General features: G+C 70.1%; 24 protein-coding genes. 9 read left to right on the forward strand and 15 right to left on the reverse strand.

Annotated elements, in window-relative coordinates; all coding sequences use genetic code 11:
• Nucleotides 1–105 precede the first annotated feature (105 nt).
• A complete protein-coding gene (gene ctaD, locus OU415_RS15800) occupies nucleotides 106–1,890 on the reverse strand; it encodes an aa3-type cytochrome oxidase subunit I (protein ID WP_270949525.1) in 1,785 nt (594 codons plus the stop codon).
• A 366-nt stretch (nucleotides 1,891–2,256) separates the two neighbouring features.
• On the opposite strand from ctaD, the gene OU415_RS15805 reads away from it, so the two are divergent.
• Nucleotides 2,257–2,865 (forward strand): DUF305 domain-containing protein, encoded by a 609-nt coding sequence (locus OU415_RS15805; RefSeq protein WP_270949526.1) that lies wholly within the window; start codon nucleotides 2,257–2,259, stop codon nucleotides 2,863–2,865.
• A 53-nt stretch (nucleotides 2,866–2,918) separates the two neighbouring features.
• Here the strand turns inward: OU415_RS15805 and OU415_RS15810 are convergent, their stop codons facing one another.
• Nucleotides 2,919–3,623, reverse strand: coding sequence for a hypothetical protein (locus tag OU415_RS15810; RefSeq protein WP_270949527.1), 705 nt, complete (start codon nucleotides 3,621–3,623; stop codon nucleotides 2,919–2,921).
• A complete protein-coding gene (locus OU415_RS15815; RefSeq protein WP_270949528.1) occupies nucleotides 3,620–4,939 on the reverse strand; it encodes an acyl-CoA thioesterase/bile acid-CoA:amino acid N-acyltransferase family protein in 1,320 nt (439 codons plus the stop codon). The genes OU415_RS15810 and OU415_RS15815 overlap by 4 nt, the downstream gene beginning before the upstream one ends.
• Nucleotides 4,940–5,094: 155 nt before the next feature.
• Between OU415_RS15815 and OU415_RS15820 the strand changes: the two genes are divergently transcribed.
• Nucleotides 5,095–5,967 carry an SDR family oxidoreductase gene (locus OU415_RS15820; RefSeq protein WP_270949529.1) on the forward strand — a complete coding sequence of 291 codons (873 nt, stop codon included), beginning with the start codon at nucleotides 5,095–5,097 and terminating at the stop codon, nucleotides 5,965–5,967.
• Nucleotides 5,968–6,078: 111 nt separating this feature from the next.
• Here OU415_RS15820 and OU415_RS15825 read toward each other — a convergent pair whose 3' ends face one another.
• Complete coding sequence (locus OU415_RS15825) at nucleotides 6,079–6,702, reverse strand: VanZ family protein (protein ID WP_270949530.1); 624 nt, start codon at nucleotides 6,700–6,702, stop codon at nucleotides 6,079–6,081.
• Between the two features lie 616 nt (nucleotides 6,703–7,318).
• Between OU415_RS15825 and OU415_RS15830 the strand changes: the two genes are divergently transcribed.
• Genes OU415_RS15830 through OU415_RS15840 form a run of 3 tightly spaced genes read left to right on the forward strand, consistent with a single transcriptional unit; the run spans nucleotide 7,319 to nucleotide 10,365 of the window.
• A complete protein-coding gene (locus OU415_RS15830; protein ID WP_270949531.1) occupies nucleotides 7,319–8,572 on the forward strand; it encodes an ATP-binding protein in 1,254 nt (417 codons plus the stop codon).
• Nucleotides 8,569–9,708 carry a tetratricopeptide repeat protein gene (locus OU415_RS15835; protein ID WP_270949533.1) on the forward strand — a complete coding sequence of 380 codons (1,140 nt, stop codon included), beginning with the start codon at nucleotides 8,569–8,571 and terminating at the stop codon, nucleotides 9,706–9,708. The genes OU415_RS15830 and OU415_RS15835 overlap by 4 nt, the downstream gene beginning before the upstream one ends.
• A gap of 48 nt (nucleotides 9,709–9,756) precedes the next feature.
• Nucleotides 9,757–10,365 (forward strand): hypothetical protein, encoded by a 609-nt coding sequence (locus OU415_RS15840; protein ID WP_270949535.1) that lies wholly within the window; start codon nucleotides 9,757–9,759, stop codon nucleotides 10,363–10,365.
• A 46-nt stretch (nucleotides 10,366–10,411) separates the two neighbouring features.
• On the opposite strand, the gene OU415_RS15845 is transcribed toward OU415_RS15840, so the two are convergent.
• The 7 genes from OU415_RS15845 to OU415_RS15875 all read right to left on the reverse strand — a co-directional run bounded on the left by OU415_RS15845 (nucleotide 10,412) and on the right by OU415_RS15875 (nucleotide 16,707).
• Nucleotides 10,412–11,350, reverse strand: coding sequence for an SDR family oxidoreductase (locus OU415_RS15845; protein WP_270949603.1), 939 nt, complete (start codon nucleotides 11,348–11,350; stop codon nucleotides 10,412–10,414).
• Nucleotides 11,351–11,475: 125 nt separating this feature from the next.
• On the reverse strand, nucleotides 11,476–12,060 hold the full coding sequence (locus OU415_RS15850) for a TIGR03086 family metal-binding protein (protein WP_270949536.1): 585 nt from the start codon (nucleotides 12,058–12,060) through the stop codon (nucleotides 11,476–11,478).
• 69 nt (nucleotides 12,061–12,129) lie between these two features.
• On the reverse strand, nucleotides 12,130–12,873 hold the full coding sequence (locus OU415_RS15855; protein ID WP_270949537.1) for a succinate dehydrogenase/fumarate reductase iron-sulfur subunit: 744 nt from the start codon (nucleotides 12,871–12,873) through the stop codon (nucleotides 12,130–12,132).
• Nucleotides 12,873–14,771, reverse strand: a complete 1,899-nt coding sequence (locus tag OU415_RS15860) for a fumarate reductase/succinate dehydrogenase flavoprotein subunit (protein ID WP_270949538.1) — start codon at nucleotides 14,769–14,771, stop codon at nucleotides 12,873–12,875. Before OU415_RS15860 ends, OU415_RS15855 begins: the two co-directional genes overlap by 1 nt.
• Before the next feature lie 10 nt (nucleotides 14,772–14,781).
• The gene (locus OU415_RS15865) at nucleotides 14,782–15,582 is read right to left on the reverse strand and encodes a hypothetical protein (protein ID WP_270949540.1); all 801 of its coding nucleotides are present in this window, start codon (nucleotides 15,580–15,582) and stop codon (nucleotides 14,782–14,784) included.
• A gap of 60 nt (nucleotides 15,583–15,642) precedes the next feature.
• Nucleotides 15,643–15,927: a hypothetical protein gene (locus OU415_RS15870; RefSeq protein ID WP_270949541.1), complete on the reverse strand. Its 285-nt coding sequence runs from the start codon at nucleotides 15,925–15,927 to the stop codon at nucleotides 15,643–15,645.
• Between the two features lie 123 nt (nucleotides 15,928–16,050).
• The gene (locus OU415_RS15875; RefSeq protein WP_270949542.1) at nucleotides 16,051–16,707 is read right to left on the reverse strand and encodes a TetR/AcrR family transcriptional regulator; all 657 of its coding nucleotides are present in this window, start codon (nucleotides 16,705–16,707) and stop codon (nucleotides 16,051–16,053) included.
• Between the two features lie 52 nt (nucleotides 16,708–16,759).
• On the opposite strand from OU415_RS15875, the gene OU415_RS15880 reads away from it, so the two are divergent.
• The 4 genes from OU415_RS15880 (at nucleotide 16,760) to OU415_RS15895 (ending at nucleotide 21,652) form a co-directional block, all read left to right on the forward strand.
• Entirely contained in the window at nucleotides 16,760–17,764 is a 1,005-nt protein-coding gene (locus tag OU415_RS15880; protein ID WP_270949543.1) for an LLM class flavin-dependent oxidoreductase, read from the forward strand.
• 253 nt (nucleotides 17,765–18,017) lie between these two features.
• Nucleotides 18,018–20,276: a xanthine dehydrogenase family protein molybdopterin-binding subunit gene (locus OU415_RS15885; RefSeq protein ID WP_270949544.1), complete on the forward strand. Its 2,259-nt coding sequence runs from the start codon at nucleotides 18,018–18,020 to the stop codon at nucleotides 20,274–20,276.
• A gap of 84 nt (nucleotides 20,277–20,360) precedes the next feature.
• Nucleotides 20,361–20,834, forward strand: coding sequence for a (2Fe-2S)-binding protein (locus OU415_RS15890; RefSeq protein WP_270949545.1), 474 nt, complete (start codon nucleotides 20,361–20,363; stop codon nucleotides 20,832–20,834).
• A complete protein-coding gene (locus OU415_RS15895; protein ID WP_270949547.1) occupies nucleotides 20,831–21,652 on the forward strand; it encodes an FAD binding domain-containing protein in 822 nt (273 codons plus the stop codon). Before OU415_RS15890 ends, OU415_RS15895 begins: the two co-directional genes overlap by 4 nt.
• Nucleotides 21,653–21,836: 184 nt before the next feature.
• Here OU415_RS15895 and OU415_RS15900 read toward each other — a convergent pair whose 3' ends face one another.
• The 4 genes from OU415_RS15900 to OU415_RS15915 form a co-directional block, all read right to left on the reverse strand.
• Nucleotides 21,837–22,169, reverse strand: a complete 333-nt coding sequence (locus OU415_RS15900; protein ID WP_270949548.1) for a hypothetical protein — start codon at nucleotides 22,167–22,169, stop codon at nucleotides 21,837–21,839.
• Between the two features lie 214 nt (nucleotides 22,170–22,383).
• A complete protein-coding gene (locus OU415_RS15905) occupies nucleotides 22,384–23,217 on the reverse strand; it encodes an inositol monophosphatase family protein (protein ID WP_270949550.1) in 834 nt (277 codons plus the stop codon).
• Nucleotides 23,214–24,398: an alpha-D-ribose 1-methylphosphonate 5-triphosphate diphosphatase gene (locus OU415_RS15910; RefSeq protein ID WP_270949551.1), complete on the reverse strand. Its 1,185-nt coding sequence runs from the start codon at nucleotides 24,396–24,398 to the stop codon at nucleotides 23,214–23,216. Before OU415_RS15910 ends, OU415_RS15905 begins: the two co-directional genes overlap by 4 nt.
• 130 nt (nucleotides 24,399–24,528) lie before the next feature.
• Nucleotides 24,529–25,257 carry an ATP-binding cassette domain-containing protein gene (locus OU415_RS15915; protein ID WP_270949552.1) on the reverse strand — a complete coding sequence of 243 codons (729 nt, stop codon included), beginning with the start codon at nucleotides 25,255–25,257 and terminating at the stop codon, nucleotides 24,529–24,531.

The following is a 25,257-nucleotide window of genomic DNA, read 5'->3' on the forward strand; positions in this document are numbered from 1 at the left end:
GAACACCTCGGCAAGCGAAGAGCCCCGGCGAGCAGGCCCGCCGGGGCTCTTCGTCGAGCTAATCCCACCCTGGCACAGGTGCTCGGTGTGGGGCTAGCGCCCAAATCACTTCTCGGAGTCGTCCTTGCCGGACTCTTCCTCGGTGACCGGCTTGTCGATCACCGCGGTGGCGGTACCGCCGCCCTCGTGCTTGTGGGCGATGGTCTTGCCGGTCAGGCTCAGGTGCGCCTCGAGCCGCATCCGCTCGGAGATGTGCGGGTAGTGCAGCTCGAACGCCGGGCGCTCGGAGCGGATCCGGGGCAGCTCGGTGAAGTTGTGCCGCGGCGGCGGGCACGAGGTGGCCCACTCCAGCGAGTTGCCGTAGCCCCACGGGTCGTCGACGTCCACGACCTCGCCGTAGCGGTAGCTGCGGAACACGTTGTAGAGGAACGGCAGCATCGAGGCACCCAGGATGAACGCGCCGATCGTGGAGATCGTGTTCAGCATGGTGAAGCCGTCGGACTCCAGGTAGTCGGCGTACCGGCGGGGCATGCCCTCGTTGCCCAGCCAGTGCTGGACCAGGAAGGTGCCGTGGAAGCCGATGAAGGTCAGCCAGAAGTGCAGCTTGCCCAGCCGCTCGTCCATCATCCGGCCCGTCATCTTCGGGAACCAGAAGTAGATGCCGGCGAAGGTGGCGAACACGATCGTGCCGTAGAGCACGTAGTGGAAGTGCGCGACCACGAAGTAGGTGTCCGAGACGTGGAAGTCGACCGGCGGCATGGCCAGCAGGACACCGGTGAGACCACCGAAGAGGAAGGTGACCAGGAAGCCGACGCTGAAGATCATCGGCGTCTCGAAGGTCAGCTGCCCCTTCCACATGGTGCCGATCCAGTTGAAGAACTTCACACCGGTCGGGACCGCGATCAGGAACGTGGTGAACGCGAAGAACGGCAGCAGCACCGCGCCGGTCGCGTACATGTGGTGCGCCCACACCACGACCGACAGGGCCGCGATGCCCAGGGTCGCGTAGACCAGGCCCGAGTAGCCGAAGATCGGCTTGCGGCTGAACACCGGGAAGATCTCGGAGACGATGCCGAAGAACGGCAGCGCGACGATGTAGACCTCGGGGTGGCCGAAGAACCAGAACAGGTGCTGCCAGAGGATGACGCCGCCGTTGGCCGGGTCGAAGACGTGGGCACCCAGGTGCCGGTCGGCCATCAGGCCCAGCAGCGCGGCGGTCAGGATCGGGAACGCCATCAGGATCAGCACGCTGGTGACCAGGATGTTCCAGGTGAAGATCGGCATCCGGAACATGGTCATGCCGGGCGCGCGCAGGCAGACCACGGTGGTGATCATGTTGACCGCACCGAGGATCGTGCCCAGACCGGAGACGGCCAGACCGGCGATCCACATGTCCGCGCCGTGGCCCGGCGAGTGCAGGGCGTCCGACAGCGGGGTGTAGGCGAACCAACCGAAGTCAGCGGCACCGCCCGGCAGCAGGAAGCCGGACAGCACGACCAGGCTGCCGAAGGTGAACAGCCAGTACCCCAGGGCGTTCAACCGCGGGAACGCGACGTCCGGGGAGCCGATCTGCAACGGCAGGATGTAGTTGGCGAAGCCGAACAGAATCGGGGTCGCGTACATCAGCAGCATCACCGTGCCGTGCATGGTGAACAGCTGGTTGTACTGCTCCTGCGACAGGAACTGCATCCCCGGGACCGCGAGCTCGCCGCGGATCAGCATCGCCATCAGACCGCCGATGAGGAAGAACGTCATCGACGTGACCATGTACATGATGCCGATTTGCTTGTGGTCCGTGGTGCGGAACATCCGCGCCAGGTACGAACCCTTGACCGTTTTGCGCACCGGATAGGGGCGCGTGGCGATCGGCTGTGGCGCGACGGCCGTCACGGTGCCTCCTGCACTCCCTCGAATCCTTCGTCGGATCCGGTTGGATCCGCCCCCGACCCGGGTGGGTCGGGTGACAGCATGCGACACCCCGCAGGGCGACTGCAGGATGAGCCAGTCGCGATGCCTGCCGACTGCGGATACTAGTCCCGACGCCCCGGCGTAGTTCGGCCGGGCCGTAGCCACCCTATTCATTGGGGCGCTCCCGGTCACCAGGAGTGAGATCGACCCGACAGGCGGCGATCACGGACATGTCGCCCGAACCCGACGGGAGGGCGCCGGTTAGCCTACGGATCAACAGGTCCGGCAGCCCACCTGCGAGACGGGCCGCCCTGGGACGACGTCCACCAGATCCTGGAGGGGAAGCACGTGCGGAGGAGCACGATCATCGGTGCGGTGCTGATCGGCGGTCTCGCCCTGGCTGGCTGCACGCCGGCCGAGCGACCGAGCGACCAGCCCCCGTCCCCCGGCACGCCGCCGTCGGCGACCGCCCAGCAGCACAGCGGCCAGCAGCAGGCGGGCCAGCACAGCGAGACCGACCGCGAGTTCGCCCAGCAGCTGCAGGCGAACCGCAAGCAGGTCGTCGAGCTCGCGCAGCTGGCCCAGAGCAACGGGCAGAGCGCCGAGACCAAGGCGCTCGCGACCCAGCTCCAGCAGTCGGCGCAGCTGCAGGTCACCCAGCTCGACGCGTTCCTGGCCTCCGCGGCCGGGCAGCCGTCGGACAGCGACCCGGCGGACTCCACCGACGAGGCCGGCGACGCGGGTCAGCAGCCGTCGCAGCAGCTCGACCAGCTCAAGCAGCTCCAGGGCGAGCAGTTCGACAAGCAGTGGAAGCAGGCCGTGCAGGCGCTGGAGCAGAGCGCCGGCCAGCTGGCCCGCTCCGAGCAGGAGGAAGGCCAGGCCCAGGCGATGCGCAAGCTGGCCGAGGACTTCCTGGCGAACCAGCAGGACACCCTCAGCAAGCTCAGCGCGCTCTGAGCTGAAGCACCGAACGGGGCCGCGGGCAACATGCCTGCGGCCCCGTTCGCGTTTCAGGTGATCCCCGGGCGTCGGCGGAACAGCCGCCGGGCCAGAGCTTCCAGTGCAGCCACCAGCAGGGCCGCCACGAGGTAGGCGGGCCAGAGCAGCAGGTGCGTGGCGGCCGGGGTGCCGACGTCGAGGAGCTGCTCGTCGAGTCCGGCCAGCAACGCGCCGACTGCCAGCAGCAGCGCGGGCAGTCGCAGCCCGGACCGGAGCAGCAGGAAGCCCGCCACCGCGAACGCGAGCACGTTCCCCACCAGCGCCCAGACCAACAGCCCACCGGACAGCGCCGTTCCGAACGCGGTGCAGGCGGTCGCTATCGCGGCCAGCACCGCCGCCAGTCCGAGCGCTTTCCGGCGGCTCGGCTGTTCCGGAGCGCGCCGGAGCGCGCAGAAGCCGACGAGCACGAGCAGCCGCGGCCAACCCGCCGCCAAGGCCCCGATCCACTGCGGGCCGGTGCCGACGAGCACCCCACCCACCTCGATGCGCTGGCCGGATCCCGCGAGCTCGCCGAGCACCACCAGCGCCGTGGCAGCGCCGAGACACCACATCGGTCCCCAGGTCTTCCGGCAGATCGCGTTTCGACCCGCGAGGAACGCCAGAGTCGCGGGCACCGCCAACCCGATCAGCACCGGATCGACCGGATATCCGAAGAGGACGCCGAGCAGCGCGATCAACGCCGCGTAGGCCACCCCGAAAGCAATGCTGCTGGTCACAGCTCCTCCCGGAACAGCTCGACGACCCGGCGCACGGTGTCCGCGGTGGCTGCCGCGTTGGCTTGCGGGGTTCCGCCGCCGGCGATCCAGAACACGCCCGGGATCAACGCGGCCGCGGTCGTGTAGGAGGTCGGGAGGTTGGGCACGTCGAGGATGAAGTGGCCTGCTCCCGGCTGGACCACGTGCTCGGCCCGGCCACCGAGCCGGCGCGCGGCGACGTCCAGCAGCCGCTGCGACGGCCACAACTCGTCCTGCTCGGCGGACACCAGCACGAATGCGGCATCGCTGCGCTCGACCGGGATCGCGGCGCGGTCCAGTTCGTCCGGCGTGGCCGTAGTGCCCTGGGTGTCGACGAACTGCCCGGGACGTCCGCGCGCAGCCGAGGCCAGGAAGCCGACCGGGGATCCGGGCGAAGCGATCACCAGCGGCGGGAGGTCGGCACCGGCACGCGTCCAGGACGATCCCGGTTGCACCGCTCCGGGGAACACCGCCCCGGACCCCACGATCGACGCCACCGCACCCACCCCCGGCGCGAACGCGCCCAGCACCAGCGCGAACTCGCCGCCCCTGGACAACCCGACCACGCCCACCCGCCCGTCGGAGACCTCCGGCCGGGCCTGCAACCAGTCCACCGCACGGGTGCCGTACTCGACGGGGATCCGGTCCAGCGCGGGCGGCAACCCGGGCAGTCCGAAGTAGGCCAGGCCGAGCACCGCGAAGCCCTTCCCGGCCAAGAACCGCCCCAGCTCGGGGTTCGGCCGGCCGCCTTCGGATCCGCCCAGCAGGATCACGCCCGGGTGCGGCCCGGGACCGGGTGGGAGGTGGAGATCACCGACCAGCCCGTCCTCGGCGGTCGGCGTCGACCGCACTCCCGGCGCGTGCAGCGGCACCACCAGCGGCGCCTGCGCCACCGTGCTCCCGCCGACGTCGACGCCGATGGTCAGCCGGAGCTCGGGTCCGCTCAGCGCGGCTCGCGGTTCGGACACCGGTTCCCCGGACGGCAACCGCATCGACCACAGCAGTCCGGTGGGGTCCGTCCCGGTGTAGGAGCCGGTGATCGGAGCCTGCCCGGCGATGTCGACGCGCCCGCCGCGATCCGCCGCGAACGTCGCCCACGAAGTCCACAGCCGACCGCGGTCGTCGGTCGTCCGCGCCCACACCGAAGCCTGCTCCCCCGGCGCCAATCCGCTCACGACGACCGCCAGCGGCTCGTCGATCGCACCGCCGCCGACGTCCAGCTCTGGGGCGGACCTGGCAGTGCCCGCGCACCCGGCGAGCAGCAGCGCCACGGCCAGCAGGCCGATCGCACTTCGCATCGAAGCCTCCACTCCAAGATCGAGTGGGGTCGACTGTGCGGTCTCCCGCGACGGGAGGGTCAAGTCCGCCGCATCAGCCTCTTCCGCGCTGGTCCGGGGGAACCTACTATGAGTAGGCTACTGCGGAGTAGATAACGTCGATCGAGGGAGTGCACATGCCGAACGTGTCCGGCAAGGTCGTCCTGATCACCGGTGCCGCGCGGGGGATCGGCGCGCAGACCGCCCGGGAGCTGGCCCGCCGAGGCGCCCGGCTCGCCCTGGTCGGACTGGAGCCCGACGAGCTGGCGGCCGTCGCGGCCGAACTCGGCGACGGCCACTTCTGGGCCGAGGCCGACGTCACCGACGGCGACTCGATCAAGGCCGCCGTGGACGCCGCCGCCGAGCAGCTCGGGCGCATCGACGTGGTCATCGCCAACGCCGGGATCGCGCCCATCGGCACCGTGCGCAAGAGCGATCCGCGCGCGTTCACCAAGACCATCGACGTCAACATCAACGGCGTCTTCCACACCGCCCGCGCCGCCCTGCCGCACCTGATCGAGCGCCGCGGCTACCTGCTGGTGGTCTCGTCGCTGTCGGCGTTCACGCCGATCGGCGGCATGGCCGCCTACACCGCGAGCAAGTCCGGCGCGGAGGCGCTGGCCAGCGCGCTGCGCACGGAGGTGTCGCACCTGGGCGTGATGGTCGGCAGCGCGCACCCGTCGTGGATCGACACCGACATGGTGCGCGACGTGGCGCAGGACCTGAGCGCTTTCGAGCAGATGCGCAAGCGCCTGCCGTGGCCGATGCGCTCCACCACGAGCGTGCAGGACTGCGCCAAGGCCTTCGCCGACGGCGTCGAGCGGCGCGCCCGCCGGGTGTACGTGCCGCGGGCGGTCGCGCTGATGCACTGGCTGCGCAACCTCCCGGCGTCCGGGGTCGTCGAGATCCTGATGCGGCCGACCGTCCGGCGTCTGATCCCGAAGATGGAGCAGGAGGTCGACGCGCTCGGCCGCTCCCTCAGCGAGCGCAACCAGAAGCTCCAGGGCTGATCCGCCCGGCCAAGGGGTTGCACCGCCGCGCAAAACGGGGGCGGGAGAAGGCCAGTTGGGACCGGTGGCCGGGGGTGTCTGACGCGGAAGGCTTTCCCCGGCCACCGGGGTTCATCGGGAGCGCTGCTCGCTGAGCACTCCTCGCTCCTGTTCGATCTTGGCGATCAGGGTCCACACCGTTTGGCCGGCGCGGCCGCTGGCGCTGTGCTGCGGGCGGCTGCCGAGCCAGTGCGGCAGCCGCACCAGGAGCGCGCCGACGGTCGCGCCGATCGTGTTGCACACCACGTCGTCGGTCGCCGCGACCCGGCCGGGGATGCCCAGGAACTGGACCAGCTCGATGGACACCGACAGCAACAGTCCGAAGAACGCGATCTTGACGACGCTGTCGAACCACGGCACGCGCTGCGGGACCAGCACCGCCAGCGGCATCAGCAGGACCAGGTTCCCCGCCAACTGCACCCACGGCAGCAGGTCGCCGGGGCCCGCCGTCAGCGCCATCGACACGTCGTTGCCGAGGCTCGGCCGGACCGGATCCGCGGGCGGCGGCGGTTGCGGCAGGAACACCAGGTATCCGACGGTGAGCACCGAGTAGGCGAGCGCCCCGTCCAGCAACGGCTCGCGGGGGTCGGAGCCGCTGCGCACCACCGCTGATGCCACCGCCACCACCACCGAGAGCGGAAGCAGGATCGTCACCACCGGTGCGAATCCGCCGAATGCCACGAGAACCTGCTGCACGTGAGCCGCACTTCCTCTGGCCGCCATCGCCAGGAACACCCGGCCACCGAAGAATCCACAGTGGATCGTCCGGCGAACCGGAAAACCGTTGGGAATGCACATCTCCAGCGGTCGGCGTTGACCGACTTTCGTCTGAGCGTCAGGGTTCAGAAGCGGCCGGGCGCCGTTTCGGGGGCCACGACGCCCGGCCGCGGGCGGAAACTCGTCGGATGAAACCGCAGGTGAGACGCCATCGCATCGCCCCAGCAGGGGTCTGCTGCACGTCCACCTCCCGACTCGTCCCGCGCCACTTTCCGAATAGTTCCGAAATCGACCCGGTCGCTGTTGAACATAACGACCGGAGAACGGATCACCAGCTCCGTGACCAAAACCCGCCAGTCCATTCGGCACCATCCACAGAGGACTGTAAAACCGATTCGACAACACCTCACCAGCTATTTTCATTCGACGGACCACCGATAGAGATCTGTTGTTCACACAATTCCCACGGGAGGCCTGCTGGGAATTCAGCGGAACAGCGGATGAACGTCGAATGAGGACTCCGCGACGACGTGATCCCGACGGCACCGGCCGAAACCCGGGCCGCTCCCCCGGGAACGCGACCTATGCTGGCCAGGTGAGTTCCAACCCGCTCCTCGACAGCCTGCGCAACGCCGTCACCGCAGCCCCCGAAGACATCGCCCTGCGCTTGCACCTGGCGGAGCTGCTGCTGTCCGACGGGGCCCGCGACGAGGCCGTGTCGCACATCGCGGCGGCGTTGCAGCAAGAGCCGGGCAACGCGGCCGCCTCGCGGATGATGGCGCAAGCACTCGCCCCCGCTGACCGGACCGAGCCCGAGGAGCCGGAGCCCGCGCCGAAGAAGAGCTACGACTGGTCGGCGGCCGAAGCGGAACTCGCCGACGTGGTGCAGCCGCGCTTCATCGAGTCCGACGAGTCCGAGCAGGACGACGAACCCGAGGCGGTGCCCAGCGACCCGCAAGCCGACGGCGCCGTCTTCGAGGTCGAGACCTCCGACGTCCGGCTGGACGACGTCGGCGGCATGACCGAGGTGAAGAAGCGGCTGAACGCGGCGTTCCTCGCGCCGATGCGCAACGCGAAGCTGCGCAAGCTGTTCGGCAAGAGCCTGCGCGGCGGCCTGCTGCTCTACGGCCCGCCCGGCTGCGGCAAGACGTTCCTGGCCAAGGCCGTGGCCGGCGAGCTCGGCGCCCGGTTCATCTCGGTGACGCTCCAGGAAGTCCTGGACATGTGGATGGGCAACTCCGAGAAGAACATGCACGCGCTGTTCCAGACCGCCCGGCAGAACGCGCCGTGCGTGCTGTTCTTCGACGAGATCGACGCGATCGGCCAGCGCCGGTCCCAGCTGCGCAACTCGGGGCTGCGCGGCACGGTGAACCAGCTGCTGACCGAGCTGGACGGCGTGAAGTCCGACAACGAGGGCGTTTTCGTGCTCGCCGCGACGAACCACCCGTGGGACATCGACCAGGCGCTGCTGCGGCCGGGCCGGTTCGACCGCGCGGTGGCGGTGCTGCCGCCGGACGACGAGGCCCGCAAGGCGATCCTGGGCTACCACCTCAAGGACCGGCCGGTCGCAGGCATCAAGCTGTCCGAGCTGGTCAAGCGCACCGACGGGTTCTCCGGCGCGGACCTCGCGCACATCTGCGAGGCGGCCAGCGAGCGAGCCCTGATGGATTCCATCGAGGCCGGTGAGCCGCGGATGATCGAGATGCCGGACCTGCTCGGCGCCCTCGGCGAGGTGACGCCGTCGACGACGTCGTGGTTCACCACCGCCCGCAACGTGGTGCTGTACTCCAACCAGGACGGGACCTACAACGACCTGGCCGCCTACCTGAAGAAGAAGCGGATGCTGTGAGCGACGCGGACGTCAAGGTCGAGCAGGTCCGGAACCTGCTGGAGGCCAAGCGGTTCGACCTCGCGAAGCAGCAGCTCGCCCCGCTGCTCGCGGCCTGGCCCGACAACTACCTGCTCTGGCAGCTGCTGGCGCTGGCGCACCTGGGCTCCCGGGAGCACGCCGAGGCGCAGCAGGCCGTTTCGCAGGCACTCGCCCTCAACCCGCAGGACGAGGACCTGCACCTGCTGATGTGCAAGGTGCTGGTCGCGTGGGACCGGATCGGCGAGGGCATCACGTGGGCCCAGCGCGCGCTGGAGCTGAACCCGAACTCGGCGGAAGCGCACCTGCAGATCGCCAACGGCCTGGCGGTCGTGGAGAAGCACCTCGACCAGGCCCTCTGGCACGCCCAACGCGCCCGCGACCTCGAACCGGACGCGGCGCTGACGCACTGCGTGCTCGGCACCGTCCTGGTGTCGATGGGCGGCAAGCAGGCCGCCCGCCAAGCCCGCGAGCCGCTGGAAACCGCCCTGCGCCTGGACCCGCAGCTAGCGGTGGCGTGGAACGTCATGGGCCTGGCCGCGCTCCGGTCCGGCCGCATCAAGGAGGCGCTGCGCGCGTTCATCACGACGTTGCAGCTCAACCCGCAGTCCGGCGACGCGGCCCACAACCTCCCGCTGGCGGTGTGGGCCCTGGTCTCCCGCGGCCGCTGGTGGATCTTCGCCCTGCTGATCCCGACTGCGGTCCTGTCCGCCCTGGCCTTCACGACCACCGGCATCGCCTCGGTCGCGATCCACGTCGTCGGCGGGGCCCTGATCGCAGCGGGCGCCTGGTGGGCGCTGGTCCTGCGCATCCGCAACGTCTTCCCGGAGTCCATGCGCCTGGCGGCGATCAACGTCCTGCGCCGGGACCGCTTGGTCCGCCCCACCTTGACCGGCCTGGCGATCGGAGCGGTGGTCCAGGTCCTGATGGTGGTGGGCCCGATCGGTCCGGCGGGCCTGGGCGCGGCGTTCTGGGCAGCGGCCCTCGGCAACTTCATCGGCCACCGGGTCTCGATCTCCAGGCTCAACAAGGCCACGAAAGCCCTGAACGCCGAACGAGAAGCCCAATGGCTCACGGTGGTGACGCCCCAACCCTCACCGGCACCTGCACGGGTGTGAGCCCTTCACGATCACTTGAGAAGAGCCAGCCGGCTCTAGAATCCGCGGATGAACACCCCAGACGCGCGTCTGGAGCGCGCCCGCCAACGCTGCGCCACCGCGCGCACGATCCTCGACCGGCTCGACCTGTTCGAGCGGTGGCGGCCGTTCGGTTCTCCGGTGCTCGTGGGTTCCGTCGCCCTCGACTTGGTGGTGGAGCCCGACATCGACGTGGAGATCTACTCCCCCTCCCCGTCCATCGCCGAGGGATTCGCCGCCCTCACCTCCTGCGCGCAGCTGCCCGGGGTGCGCAAACTGCGCTTCACCAACGCACTGGATCTGCCGGACCAGGGGCTCTACTGGCGCCTGGACTACGAGTTCACACCCGAAGAGACCTGGAAGATCGACATGTGGTGGCTGCCCGACGACCATCCCGGTCCCCGAGCAGCGGACCTCGTCGCCCCCGTGCGCGCGGCTCTGGACGACTCAACGCGCGACGCCGTCCTCGCGATCAAAGAAGGCGCGGCGGCGCGGGGCGAAGCGACGCAGGGTGTGTGGGTCTACCAGTCGGTGCTGGACCACGGAGTCCGCACCTACGACGAGTTCCGCACCTGGCTCGCCCAAACCCCGACGGACAGCCTGACGTCGTGGCACCCGGGCGGCCCCAAGAGGTCGTGAGTGCGAAGCAGGGCTAGAACACTGTTACGCACTCACGACTCCGTGCTCAGGTGACCGGGCGGGTGCGCGTCCCACTCCAGCTGTCGGGTTGCGTGCCGTCGACGTCGGTGAATCCGTACTCGCGCGCCAGATCGGCGGAACTGACCGATCGTTGGTTCCACCGCATCCGACTCGAATCCGCAGCGAGCGCAGCGACACCACGCCCCACGTACCGGGGCGATTCGGAAGCGGCGAACCCCTCCGGGGCAACCGGATGGCCTTCAACAGCTCCGTCGAGCGCGTCGCGCCAATTGCTCTCGGTGACGCCGAAGTTCTCCAGCATCATCTCGGACCGCAACCACCCGGGCGTGACCGCGACCGCAGTCGCACCGTGCGGTGCGAGCTCGTGCCCTTGCGAGAACGCCAACCGGTTGACCGCGACCTTGGCGAGGTCGTAGTAGACCGAGATCCGGTAGTTGTCCGCGTTGAACGCCGCGGTCCCATCGGTGACCTCGACGAGCAGACCGCCCGGCCGGTCGACGAGCAGCGGCAGCAAGTGGTGGGACGTGATGAGGTGCGTATCGATCGCCAGCCGGAGGATGCGGAGTCCGGCGTCCAGATCGTGTTGCCAAACGGGCGTGTTCCACGTGGCCGGAGGTCCTTTGAGCACTTCCGCACCCCAGATGTCGTTCACCAGCACGTCGATGTGCCCGTAGTCGGCCCGCAGCCGTTCCGCGAGCCCCCGGACCTGCTCGGGATCGAGGTGATCGACCTGGAGCGCAACACCTGTTCCGCCGAGCTCGGTCACCAGCTCAGCGGTCTCCTCGATGCACTCGCCTCGTTGGTAGTCCGACCGGATCGAGGCATCACCGTCGCGACTGCTGCGCCCAGTGCACACGACGGTGGCGCCCGCCTCCGCCAGCCCAGCAGCGATACCACGGCCGGCCCCACGAGTCGCACCCGCGACGACCGCTACGTGGCCGCGCAGTCGATCGCGCTCTGGGATCGCAGTCACACCACGAGTCTGTCAAACCGACCGCACCAGCACACCGCGGAACCGGGTCGTCACCAGGGCTTGCCGGATTTCAAGAGGTCGTGAGTGCGAAGCAGGGCTAGAACACTGTTACGCACTCACGACTTCGGGTCGCGGCCGAGGAGGGCTGCGAGTTTTTCGAGTGGTGGGGCCGTTTCCGGGACCTCTCGGGGTGGGGCGAAGGGGCTTCGGTCCGGGGGGATCTCGGGGAGCGCCGACTTGGTGAAGTCGAGTTGGCGCTCGACCACTTCGTCGGCGTAGCGGGGTTTCTGGTTCGTCGCTCGCGCCAGGTCCCAGCCGTGGACGAGCTCTTCGACTGCGCGCAGGTGGACTGCGGCGATGCCGGGGACGTCGCCCGCCGGCACGCGGAAGCGCTGGTCCAGCACGCCTGGTCGGCGGAACGCGGCGAGCAGGCCTTCAGCCGCGCTCCGGTAGGCCGCCGCCGGGTCGTTGCCGAGGACGTCGCTGTTGGTCGGGTCCAGCGCTCCGGGCGCGAGGGCCACCTCGCCGCGCAAGATGCCGTTGAAGAGCCGGTGCCCGATGACCATGTGGCTGACCAGCTCGCGGACGTTCCAGTCGGTGCACGGCGTTGCGGCGTCCCACTGGTCGCGCTGCACTCCGGCGACCAGCTCGCCGGTGGCGGTGAGGACCAGCGCGAGGTCGTCGATGGGCGAAGCGGTCATGGGATCCCTCCACGATGGCCAGCGGTTCGCCCGGACAGTACTGGAACTCCACCGACTTTTGGCGGGTGATCACTCCTTCTTCCGGCGGAACAGGCCGAGGATCGGGTCGTAGCGGCGGTCCGCCACCCGCTCCTTGAGCGGGATCAGGGCGTTGTCGGTGATGTGGATGTTCTCCGGGCAGACGTCCGTGCAGCACTTCGTGATGTTGCAGAGCCCCAGGCCGTGGTCCTCCTTGGCCTCCTCCGGGCGGCGCTCCGCTTCGTCGAGGGGGTGCATGTCCAGTTCCGCCACGCGCATCAGGAAGCGGGGGCCGGAGTACGCGTGCTTGTTGTCGTCGTGGTCGCGGATCACGTGGCACACGTTCTGGCACAGGAAGCACTCGATGCACTTGCGGAACTCCTGCGAGCGCTGGACGTCCACCTGCTGCATCCGGTACTCGCCCGGTTCCAGGCCCGCGGGCGGCTGGAACGCCGGGACCTCGCGGGCCTTCTCGTAGTTGTAGGACACGTCCGTCACCAGGTCTTTGACCAGCGGGAACGTGCGCATCGGGGTGACCGTGATCGTGTCGGACCGGTCGAAGGTGGACATCCGGGTCATGCACATCAGGCGGGGGCGGCCGTTGATCTCCGCCGAGCACGAACCGCACTTGCCCGCCTTGCAGTTCCACCGCACCGCCAGGTCCGGGCACTGGGTGGCCTGCAGCCGGTGGATGATGTCGAGCACCACCTCACCCTCGTTGACCTCGACGGTGTAGTCGCGCAGCTCGCCGTCGTCCGCGCCGCGCCACACCCGGAAGTGCGCCTGATATCCCATCAGATTTCCCCAACCTGGACGTCTCCGAGCTCTTCTCCGGTGTAGTACTTGCGCAGTTCCTCCAGCTTGAACAGCTCCAGCAGGTCGTCGCGCATCGGCGGCTGCAGCTGCTCGACCACTTCCACCCGGTCGGCCACCAAGTCGCACACCAGCAGCTTCCGGCGCCACTCGGCGTCCATCGCCGGGTGGTCGTCCCGGGTGTGACCGCCGCGGCTCTCGGTGCGCAGCAGCGCCGCGCGCGCCACGCATTCGCTGACCAGCAGCATGTTCCGCAGGTCGAGGGCCAGGTGCCAGCCCGGGTTGAACTGGCGGTTGCCCTCGACCGCCAGGTGCTGCGCGCGGTCCTTGATGTCGCGCAGCTTCTCCAGCGCCTGCCGCATCTCCTGGCCGCGGCGGATGATCCCGACCAGGTCGTTCATCACCTGCTGGAGTTCGGCGTGCAGGGAGTACGGGTTCTCCCCAACCGGTTGGGACGACGCGGTGAACGGGTCCTGCGCCCGCCGGGCCGCAACGTCCACATCGGACTCGGCGATGCTCGGGCGGATGCCCAGCGAGGTCACGTAGCCGGCCGCTCCAGCACCCGCGCGGCGACCGAAGACCAGCAGGTCGGACAGCGAATTCCCGCCCAGGCGGTTGGATCCGTGCATCCCGCCCGCCACCTCGCCTGCGGCGAACAGCCCCGGCACCCGCGAGGCCGCGGTGTCCGGGTCGACCTCCACGCCGCCCATCACGTAGTGGCAGGTCGGGCCGACCTCCATCGCCTCCGCCGTGATGTCCACATCGGCCAGTTCCTTGAACTGGTGGTACATCGACGGCAGGCGTTGGGTGATCTTCTCCGCGGGCAGCCGGGTCGCCACGTCCAGGAAGACCCCGCCGTGCTCGGACCCGCGGCCCTCCTTGACCTCGTTGTTGATCGCCCGCGCCACCTCGTCGCGGGGCAGCAGCTCGGGCGGGCGGCGGTTGTTGTCCGGGTCGTCGTACCAGCGGTCCGCCTCGTCCTCGCTGTCGGCGTAGTTGTCCTTGAACACCTCGGGGATGTAGTCGAACATGAACCGGTCGCCCTCGGAGTTGCGCAGCACTCCGCCGTCGCCGCGCACCGACTCGGTGACCAGGATTCCCTTCACGCTCGGCGGCCACACCATGCCGGTCGGGTGGAACTGGACGAACTCCATGTTGATCAGCGCCGCCCCGGCGCGCATCGCCAGCGCGTGCCCGTCGCCGGTGTACTCCCAGGAGTTGGAGGTGACCTTGAACGACTTGCCGATGCCGCCGGTCGCCACGATCACCGCGGGCGCCTCGAACACCACGAACCGCCCGGACTCGCGCCAGTACCCGAACGCGCCGGAGATCCGGCCGTCGTCCTTGAGCAGCTCGGTGACCGTGCACTCCTGGAACACCTTGATCCGCGCCTCGTAGTCGCCGAAGTCGGCGTGGTCCTCCTGCTGCAGCGACACGATCTTCTGCTGCAGCGTGCGGATCAGCTCCAGCCCGGTGCGGTCGCCGACGTGCGCCAGCCGCGGGTACTCGTGGCCGCCGAAGTTGCGCTGGCTGATCCGCCCGTCCGCGGTGCGGTCGAACAGCGCGCCGTAGGTCTCCAGCTCCCACACCCGCTGCGGCGCTTCCTTCGCGTGCAGCTCGGCCATCCGCCAGTTGTTCAGGAACTTCCCGCCCCGCATGGTGTCCCGGAAGTGCACCTGCCAGTTGTCGCGGGAGTTGACGTTGCCCATCGAGGCCGCGATGCCGCCTTCGGCCATCACCGTGTGCGCTTTGCCGAACAACGACTTGCACACCACGGCGGTGCGCAGGCCCTGCGACCGGGTCTCGATCGCCGCGCGCAGACCTGCGCCACCGGCGCCGATCACGACGACGTCGTACTCGTGCCGTTCGATCTCCACCATCTACGTCCTTCTAGTTGAACAACCGGGGATCTGAGAGCGCGCCGCTGGCCACCAGCATCACGTAGAGGTCGACCAGGGCGACCGAAACCAGTGATGACCAGGCGAGCAGCATGTGCTTGCCGTTGAGCCAGGTGACCTTGGTCCAGAACCAGTAGCGCACCGGGTGCTTGGAGAAGTGGTTGATCCGGCCGCCGATCAGGTGCCGGCAGGAGTGGCAGGACAGCGTGTACGACCACAGCAGCACCACGTTGACCACCATCAGCAGGCTGCCGAGCCCGATGCCGAAACCGCCGTCGGCACCGCGGAAGGCGATCACCGTGTCGTAGGTGAGCACCGCCGCCACGATCAGCGCCGCGTAGAAGAAGTAGCGGTGCACGTTCTGCATGATCAGCGGGAAGCGGGTTTCGCCGGAGTAGCGGCGGTGCGGTTCGGCGACCGCGCAGGCCGGCGGCGACGCCCAGAACGACCGGTAGTAGGCCTTCCGGTAGTAGTAGCAGGTCAGCCGGAAGCCGAGGACGAACGGCAGCACGAAGATCGGCGGCGGCACGAACGGCCCGAGGTCGGGGGCCGGCTGACCCCAGTGGCTGGCGCCCGGCACGCAGGCCGTGGACAGGCACGGCGAGTAGAACGGCGCCAGGTAGTGGTACTCGGGAACCCAGTACCACTGGTTCATGAACGTGCGGATCACGCCGTAGATCACGAACGCGAGCAGCGCGAGGAAGGTGACCAGCGGCGGCACCCACCACCGGTCGGTGCGCAGGGTTCGCACGGAGATCCGTGCCCGGCCGGTGGCGGAAGGGGGAGCGGACATTCAAAGACCTCGTTGTCAGTTTTTGTCCGGGGAGGTGCTCACCTGACGTTGCGGGCGGTCCTACTGTTCGGCGCGGCCTCCCAGGCCCTCGTCGTCGGCGTCCTGCCACAGCGACGGGTCGTAGGGGGTGTCGGGCACGACCACGACTTCCTCGGACTCGACGCCGCGGCGCTGGGCCGGCAGAGCGGTGGAGAGCTCGGCGACGTCGATGTCGAGGCGCTCCACGTCGTTGTGCAGGCGGCGCACGGCTGGGGCGTCGCCGTATCGGGCGTGCAGGACGGCGACGCTGCTGCGCAGCTGCGTCATGACGCGCTGGAGTTCGGCCAGTTCGGTGGTCGTGGCCATCGGCGAACACCTCTTCCGCCATCAGGGGTGGCTCTTTACTGCACCGACTCTGCCCCCAACCAGATGGTGTGACAAGCGCCACAAAGCTGATCTCGGCCAGGTTCCCCCGCTCGAGCCATCGCGCTAGGACGAGCGGTCGGCGATGGCCGCCAAACCCGCGAGCAACGGCTGCAAGCCCAACTCGAACTGGTCGTCGAAGCTCAGCCCCCGGGTCAGCCGCGCGGAGGACACCACGTGCGGGAAGTCCTCCTCCGGCAGGGACTCCATCGGCGAGACCGCGCCGCTGCGGGAATCCCGCGCGACCAGGTCGATCTGCGCGAAGCCGATCGCGTAGCCGAAGACCAAGCGCGCCCCGCCCACGAGGTCGACGCCGCGCAGTCCCGCGTCGTGCAGCGCGCGCATCACCGCTTCCGGCAGCCGCAGCGACTCCGGGTCGCTGTACTCGCGGAGCGCGACCAGCGGGGTCGCGTTGGGATGGCGGACGATCAGCCCCCGAACGCTGTGCGCCAGCGCGGTGATCCGCTCGCGCCAGGGCAGCGCCGCGTCCGGGACCTCCAGCTCGGCCAGCAGCCGCTCGATGACCAGCCGTTCCAGCTCCGCGCGGTCGGCCACGTGGTGGTACAGGCTCATCTTCCCGACGCCGAGCCGCTCGGACACCGCGCGCATGGAAAGTCCCACGTGACCGGACTCGTCGAGGATCTCCAGCGCTGTCGCGAGCACCGCTTCGCGGGTCAGCTTCGGCGGGCGACCACGGCGGCGCGGGGCATCTGACGTCGTCACCCGCCCAACTTATCCCTCGACTCCCCCCGAACCCCGCTGCTATTTTTCGTACATGCGACGAAAAATAGCGGCGGGGCTCGTCCTGTTCACTGACTCGTTCGGCACCGCCGGCAGCCGCGAGACCTACGACCGGGCGCTCGACTACGCCCGCGAAGCCGAGCAGCACGGCTGGGACGAGCTCTGGACGACCGAGCACCACTTCAACCCCAGGGCGCTCAACTCCGCCGCCCTGGCGATGGCGGGATTCCTGCTCGGCCGCACGAAGCTGCACGTCGGAACGGCTGTGTGCGTGCTGCCCAACCACCACCCGCTCGCGCTCGCCGAGCAGACCTCGGTGCTCCAGCACCTCTCCGGCGACCGCTTCACGCTGGGCGTCGGGCGCGGCCAGCCGCTGATCGACCAGGAGGTGTTCGGCACCGGGATCGCCGGGTTCCGCGACATCGCCGAGCCCGTGGCGCTGCTCGAAGAAGCGCTGCGGCAGGGACGCGCGAAGGGCAGCGGCGAGCGGTACCAGTTCGACGAAGTCGCGATCACGCCGGAACCGCCTGCCCGCCGGGTTCCGTTCGTGCTGGCGTCCTCGTCCCCGGAATCAGCCCGGCTGGCGGGCCGCCTCGGACTCCCCGTGCTGCTCGGCCCGTTCATCGACGTGCCGACCAAGCGCACCGTGCTCGACGCGCACGCCGCCGCGGCTGCCGAGCACGGCCACCAGCTGGATCCGCAGGACAACATCGACTCGGCGTACTTCGCCGTCGCCGACGACACCCCGACCGCGGAGCAGCTGCTGACCACCGGCATCGCCGACGCCGAGCTGCAGATCGCGGAGTTCGGCAAACCACTGGTCGAACGCCCGGCGCCGACCGCCGAGCAAGCCCTCGCCGGAGCCGCGGCGCTGACCGGCTGCCACATCGCCGGCGACGTCGCGGAATGCCGCAGGCGCCTGGCCGAGCGGGCGTCGGAACTGGGCGTCGGCCGCGTCCTGCTGATGCCCGAGGGCGCCGGATCCCACGAAGCAACGCTGCGCACGATCCGTGCGGCCTCGCAGGTGTTCCACCCCTGACCGGACGGTCCATTTCGGACACTCGCGCGGCCGCGGGTCATCCGTTGTGGTGACCGCTGGAGCGTGCAACGCTGGGAGCACTCCGGATCGACGGCGCCAGCTGCTCGGCGACGCGGTGAACGCCGCGCGGACGCGTCGGGACGACGGCGCAAAGTGGACGGCAAAAGTCGTGGCGAGTCTTGTGGATCGCCATTCGCACCAGCAGACTGACTGGTCGGTTCCCGAAACTGATCGTTCTGACTGCGAGGCAGCATTGAGCATTCTCGGCACCCGGGTAGAACGCCGTGAAGACCCGCGCCTTCTCACCGCCGGCGGGACCTACGTCGACGACCTGCGCGAGCCAGAGCTGGACGGGGCGCTGCACGTGACCTTCGTGCGCAGCCCGCTGGCGCACGCCAGGATCACCGAGATCGACACCGACGAGGCCAGAGCCCTGCCCGGCGTGCTCGGCGTGTTCACCGGCGCCGACGTCGACCTCCCCGCCTTCCCGCCGGACGGCGGCATCAGCGGCCCGCCACCAGCGGCGATGGAACGCCCGCACCTGGCCCGCGAAGTCGTCCGCTACGTCGGGGAACCGGTGGCCGCGGTGGTCACCGAGACCCGCGCCCAGGGCGAGGACGCCGCCGAGGCCATCTCGGTCGACTACGACCCGCTGGACCCGGTGGTCGACGTCGACGACGCCCTGCGCGACGAGGTCCTGCTGTTCGCCGACGCCGGCACCAACATCACCGGCACCAGCGGTGAGCTGGACGAATCGCTGTTCGCCGACTGCGAGGTCGTGGTCAGCAAGCAGATCGAGAACCAGCGGCTGGCCGCCGCGCCGCTGGAGGTCCGCACCGCGGCCTGCGCCTGGGCCGGCGACAAGGTCACCGTGTGGCTGTCCAACCAGAACGCGCAGAGCTGCCGCGACGCGCTGATGGCCAACCTCGGGCTGCCGCGCGAGCAGGTCCGGGTGATCACGCCCGACGTCGGCGGCGGGTTCGGCGCCAAGATCGGCATCGACCAGGAGGCCGCGCTGCTGCCCTTCCTGGCCAAGCAGGTCGGGCGCCCGGTCAAGTGGGTGGAGAGCCGCAGCGAGAACCTGCTCGGGATGACCCACGGCCGCGCGCAGCGGCAGGTGGTGACCATCGGCGGTCGCCGCGACGGCACGGTGCTCGCCTACCAGCTCGACCTCGTGCAGGACGTCGGCGCCTACCCGCGGATGGGCGCGTTCCTGCCGCTGTTCACCCGGTTCATGACCAGCGGCGTCTACGACATCCCGAAGGTGCAGTCGCGGGCCCGCGCGGTGGTCACCAACACCACCCCGATCGGCGCCTACCGCGGCGCGGGACGACCGGAGGCAACCGCGGCCGTCGAACGGGCGATGGACCTGTTCGCCGCCGAGATCGGCGTCGACCCGGCCGAGGTGCGGCGCCGCAACCTGGTGCGTCCCGAGCAGTTCCCGTTCGACACGCCGGGCGGGATGACCTACGACACCGGCGAGTACATCAAGGGCCTCGACGCGGTGCTGGAAGCCGCCGACTACGAGGCCCTCCGCGAGGAGCAGGCCAAGCGCCGGGCCGAGGGCTCCACCCGCCAGCTGGGCATCGGCCTGGCCAGCTACGTGGAGATCACCGCGCCGAACAACACCGAGGGCGAGACCGGGCGCGTGGAGATCCGCCCGGACGGCAGCGCCCTGGTGCTCACCGGCAGCTCCGCGCACGGGCAGGGCCACTGGACGTCCTTCGCGATGCTGGTGTCCGAGCAGCTGGGCATCGACCTGGACAAGATCGAGGTCGTGCACGGCGACACCGACCTGATCCCCGAGGGCGTGGGCACGATGGGCTCGCGGTCGCTGCAGCTGGGCGGGTCGGCGGTGCACCGGGCGGCCGTGGACGTCAAGGACAAGGCGCGCAAGCTGGCCGCCGAGCTGATCGAGATCGACGAAGCCGACCTCGAGCTGACCGAGGGCAAGTGGCAGGTGCGCGGCACGCCGAACATCGCGCTGTCCTGGGCGGAGCTGGCGGAGAAGTCCGAGGAGGTGCTCGCCTCCGACGTGCGGTTCACCGAGGACCGGCCGACGTTCCCGTTCGGCTCGCACCTCGCGGTCGTCGAGGTCGACACCGAGACCGGCAAGGTCGACTACCTGCGGCACGTGACCGTCGACGACGCCGGGACGATCCTCAACCCGATCCTCACCGAGGGCCAGCGCCACGGCGGCATCGCCCAGGGCGCCGCGCAAGCACTGCTCGAGGAGGTCTCCTACGACGCCGACGGCAACCCGCAGAACGCCAACCTCGCCGACTACGCCTTCATCACCGCGGCCGAGCTGCCCAGCTTCGAGCTGCTCACGATGGAAACCCCGACCACGCTCAACCCGTTGGGGGTGAAGGGGATCGGCGAAGCGGGCACCATCGGGGCCACCCCCGCGGTGCAGAACGCGGTGGTGGACGCCCTCGCCCACCTCGGCGTCCGGCACATCGACATGCCGACCACGCCCGAACGGGTGTGGCGGGCGATCAACGAGGCATAGAAGACCGGTGGAATTGGTTCAGGTGAAGTGATCAGCCGTTTCCCGACGGCCGCTCATCCCGCCACGTGCTTAGGAGTTCCATTCGTGCAAGTTTCGATCAACGTCAACGGCGAGCAGCGCAGCCACGAGGTCGAGGACCGCACCCTGCTCGTCCAGTACCTGCGGGACAACTGCGAACTGACCGGCACCAACATCGGTTGCGACACCACGTCCTGCGGCGCGTGCACGGTGCTGCTCGACGGCGAGTCGGTGAAGTCGTGCACCGTGCTGGCCGCCCAGGTGGACGGCCAGGAGGTGACCACCATCGAAGGCCTCGCCGACGGCGAGCAGCTGCACCCGATGCAGCGCGCGTTCCAGAAGGAGCACGGCCTGCAGTGCGGGTTCTGCACCCCGGGCATGGTGATGGCTTCGGTGTCCCTGGTCGAGGAGAACCCGAACCCGACGGAGGCCGACGTGCGCGCCGGGCTCGAGGGCAACCTCTGCCGCTGCACCGGGTACCACAACATCGTCCGCGCCGTGCTCAGCGCGGCCGAGGAGAAGTCGGGGGCCGCGGAATGATCCCTGCCGCGTTCACCTACAAGAAGGCCGGTTCCGTCGAGGAGGCGCTGGGCCTGCTCGCCGAGCACGGCGACGACGCGAAGCTGCTGGCCGGCGGGCACTCCCTGCTGCCGCTGATGAAGCTGCGGCTGGCGGTGCCGGAAGTGCTGATCGACGTCGGCGGGCTGCGCGAGCTGTCCTACGTCCGCGAGGACGGCGACCAGATCCGCATCGGCGCGCTGACCCGGCACCACGACCTGGAGCACTCCGAGCTGCTGCAGCGGGAAGTACCGCTGCTGGCGCACGCGGCGGGCACCATCGGTGACCCGCAGGTCCGCCACCGCGGCACGATCGGCGGCTCCCTGGTGCACGGCGACCCGGCCTCGGACCTGCCCGCGGTGGCGCTGGCGCTGGACGCGGTGCTGGTCGCGCAGGGTCCGTCCGGCACGCGGGAGATCCCGGCGACGGAGTTCTTCACCGACTTCTTCGAAACGGCGCTCGGCGAGGACGAGCTGCTGGTGGAGATCCGGGTGGCCAAGAACCCGGCGCAGGGCTGGGACTTCCAGAAGTTCACCAAGCGCGCGATCGACTGGGCCGTGGTCGGCGTGGCCGTCGCGGGCCAGCGCGTGGCCCTGGTGAACATGGGCCCGGCGCCGATGCGAGCGCGCGGTGTCGAGGAGGCCTTGGCGAGCGGTGCGAGCCCGGCCGAGGCCGCGGAGCGAGCGGCGGAGGACACCTCCCCGCCGGACCAGGCGAGTGCGAGCGCGACCTACCGCAAGCACCTGGCGAAGGTCCTGGTCCGCAGGGCCCTGGAAAACGCGGCAGCCCGCCGCGCATGACGAGGTGAGGGCACCCGCGACCAGGTCGCGGGTGCCCTCGTTCATCCCCCGAGCGAGCACCACGCCTTTCCCCGCCATATCAACGGAAATCAGGCGCTCGACTTCTTGGAATCGCGCCCGTCCCGGGGCGGCGGCGAAGTCCGCCCTCGCTGTCGCCGCCGTCGTGGTCGCGTTCGTGCTGGTGTCAGGCGGGGTTGCCCGTCACGTGGGTGACGAGCAGGGTCACACCCGCCTCGCCGCCGCAGTCGACCAGCACGGGTCCCACCCCGTTGCCGACCGTCTCGCGGAGCTTCGCCCTGGCCTCGAACCGCTCGGGGCCGGACTCGATGATCTCGACGTCCTCCAGGACCGGCCGCCCGTCGACACCGCTGACGACGGCCCGCAGTCCGGTACCGCCGCCGCAGTGACCGGTGATCGTCACCTCCTGGCCCCGTTCGGTCGTCGGATTGGGCGTCACCTGCACCGCGGCACGCGCACCCTCGGGCATCGAGGCACTGCTCTCCTGCGTGAAAGCCACGCACTCTCCTTCTCGTGATGAGTTCGGATCGCATCAGCTGCCGCTCTCCGGCCGCCGACACCGCTCAGCTTTCGCGATCCGGGTGCCGCGGGACATCAGGGATCGCCCGGGGACGTCCCTGATCAGTCCCGAGAACTCGGCTGAACCTCGCGGCTGGCATTTCCGCAGGTGGGGACCCGTGAGTCTTTTGTGGTGTTATAGCGCCCCAAAAGACTCACGGGGCTTGACCTGCGGCAACGGAGCCCCTGATGGTCTCGGCGAGTTCTTCGGCGAGTTCCGGGGTCGCCGCCACGACTCCGGACCAGCGGCGGCGGAGGTCCGGGTCGATCTCCAGGGGCCGGCCGTGGACGTCCAGGACCGCGCCGCCCGCTTCGGGGAGGACCACCATCGCTGCTGCCAGGTCGACGATCCGGTGAGTGTCGGAGTCCGCGTCCGCGAAGGCGTCCGTCGAACCCTCCGCGACCAGCATCGCTTCCAGGCACGACGTGGACAGGATGCGGACCCGCGCCGCGCGCTTGGTCACCCGCCACCACGCGTCCGCGCTGCGCTCGTGCGGCCGCAGCAGGCTGACCGCCGCGCCGTCCAGCTCGCGGCGACCGCTGGTGCGGAACTCCGCGCGCTGGCCCGAAACCGCGTGCCAGCACCGGCCGGTGTCCAGCCAGCAGGTCAGCGCCTCCACCGGCTTCCCGTCGACCGCGATCGCCCCGGCGAACGCCGAGAGCGGCACCCCGGCCGCGGCGTTGGCCGTGCCGTCCACCGGGTCGGCCACGAGCGTCATCGCCGAACCGTTGTCGACGAACCCGACCTCCTCGCTGAGCAGGTTGATCCGGTGCGCCTCGGCGACTTCCGCGATCGCGGCCTCCACCAGCAGGTCCAACCGCATCGACGCGGTGCCGTCCGCTCCGACCGACGACGTCTCGGCCAGCTGCGCCCGGTCGAACTGCGCGCGAGCGTCCCGGAAGGCCGCCGACGCCGCCTTGACCGCGCCGGCCAGCACCGCGTGCGCCGCGGTGGGGATCTCCGGATCCGGTACCGACCACCTGATCACTCCGCACCTCCCGGCAGGACCGCGCGGACCTGGGGCCAGGGGTTTCCCGGCGCGATGAGCGCCAGGTCCGCGAGCAAGCCCGGTTCGAGGCGGCCGCGGTCGGTCAGCCCCGCGACCTCGGCCGGACCCGAGGTCACCAGGCCGATCGCTGCGGGCAGGCCGAGGTCGCCGACCAGCCGGAACACCGCGCCCAGCAGGCCCGACGGCAGGTAGTCCGAGGCCAGCGCCGTGACCAGACCGCGGGAAGCGAGTTCGCGGGCCGAGACGTTCCCGGCGTGCGAGTGTCCACGTAGGACGTTCGGGGCTCCGGCGACGACCGGCAAGCCGTGCTCGCGCGCTGCGACGGCCGCCGCCTCGGTGGTCGGGAACTCCGCCACCGCGCCGCCCCTGGTGCACAGGGCGCTGATCTCCGCGGCCGACTCCGGGTCGTGGCCGAGCAGCCGGATCCGCCCGGCGCGGGCGAGTCCGCCCAGCCAGGCCAGGTTCTCCTCGCGCACGTCCAGCAGCTCGCCGCGGTCGGCGATCATGTCGGTGACGTGCTGCTCGGCCTCGTCCGGTGTCATGCCGTCGGCGCCGACCAGGTAGCGCTCCATCTGCCGACGGTCGACGTACTGCCCGATGCCCGGCGTGTGGTCCTCGTGCGAGACCAGCACCGGCGTTTCCGCCGAATCGAGTTGCGCGGCAAGCGCTTTCGCGCCTTCTTCGGATCGCACGTCGAGGCGGTGCAGCACCCGGTGGTCCACCGGCCCGGTTCCCCTGGCGCGCACGGTCTCGCACAGCTCGGCCGCGCTCCCGACCGTCCGCTCCATCCCCCGCGACGTCTTGTGCTGGAACGCCGCGCCGTGGAACACCGTCGTGACCGCAGCCGCGCGCAGCTTGCCCTCCAGCGACAGCAACGCGAAGTCCCAAGGCAGCACGGCGGACGGCCGAGGCGCGCGTTCGCGCTCCAGAGCATCGCTGTGCACGTCGATCAGCCCAGGAATGCAGAGCAATCCGCCGCCGTCGACGTCGCACGACGCGCCCGCCGGGTGGTCCTCGACCGCCTCGATCCGCCCGTTGCGCACGACCACCCGACTGTCGTCGATGACCCGATCCGGCAGCACGGCCCGCACGTGCCCGAGCACGTAGTCCCGCGGTGTCCTGGCCAGCGGCCAGCTCTGGATCTGAACTGCACTGCTCATGCCGGAACCACCTTCCTCGTGAGTGCGAAGCCGTGCTGGAGCACTGCTGTGCACTCACGACCACCTGCACTCGCCCTCGTGAGCGCAAAGCCGTGCTGGAGCACTGCTATGCACTCACGACCCCGTGCACTCACGCCGCGAGCACCTCCTCTGCCGTTCCGGAGCGGACGATCCGGCCGTCGGCCATCTCCACCACGCGGGTCGCCAGGCGGCGGATCGCGTCGAGGTCGTGGAACACGGCCAGCACGGCCACCCCTTGATCGGTCAGCGACGCGATCAGCTCGAGCGCTCGTTCGCGGTTCTCCGGGTCCAGCGCCGAAACCGGCTCGTCCAGCAGCAGCAACCGGGGCGGCCGGACAGTCCCGGCGGCGAGGTTGACCCGCTGCCGCTCCCCGCCCGACAGGACACCGCAGTCCACGTCCCACAGCGCCTCGTCCAGAGCCAGGCGGCGCAGCGACTCGGCAGCCGCGTCCCGCGCCTCGGCCCGGTCCAGCCCGCGGCGGCGGGCCGCCGTCGCGACCACCTCCAGCGGCCCGGTGCGCGGCGGCGCGGAGAGGAACTGCGAGACGTAGCCGAGCTGCCGGCCCCGCAGGCGGGCCAGGGTGCGGTCCGGCAGGCCGACGAGGTCGACCGGCCCGTCGTCGGTGTGCAGCACCACCGAACCGGCGTCCGGCAGGTAGCTGCGCTGGGTGCAGCGCAGCAGGCTGGACTTGCCCGCTCCGCTCGGTCCGGCGATCGCCACGTGCTCTCCCGCGCGCACGTCGAGGTCGACGCCGCGCAGCGAGACCACCGTGCGGCCGTCGATGGTGTGCAGGGTGAAGGTCTTGCGCAGATCTCGGACGGTCAGCACTGGATCCAC

The organism is Saccharopolyspora oryzae (genome assembly GCF_027853915.1).
Classification (GTDB): Bacteria; Actinomycetota; Actinomycetes; order Mycobacteriales; family Pseudonocardiaceae; genus Saccharopolyspora; species Saccharopolyspora oryzae.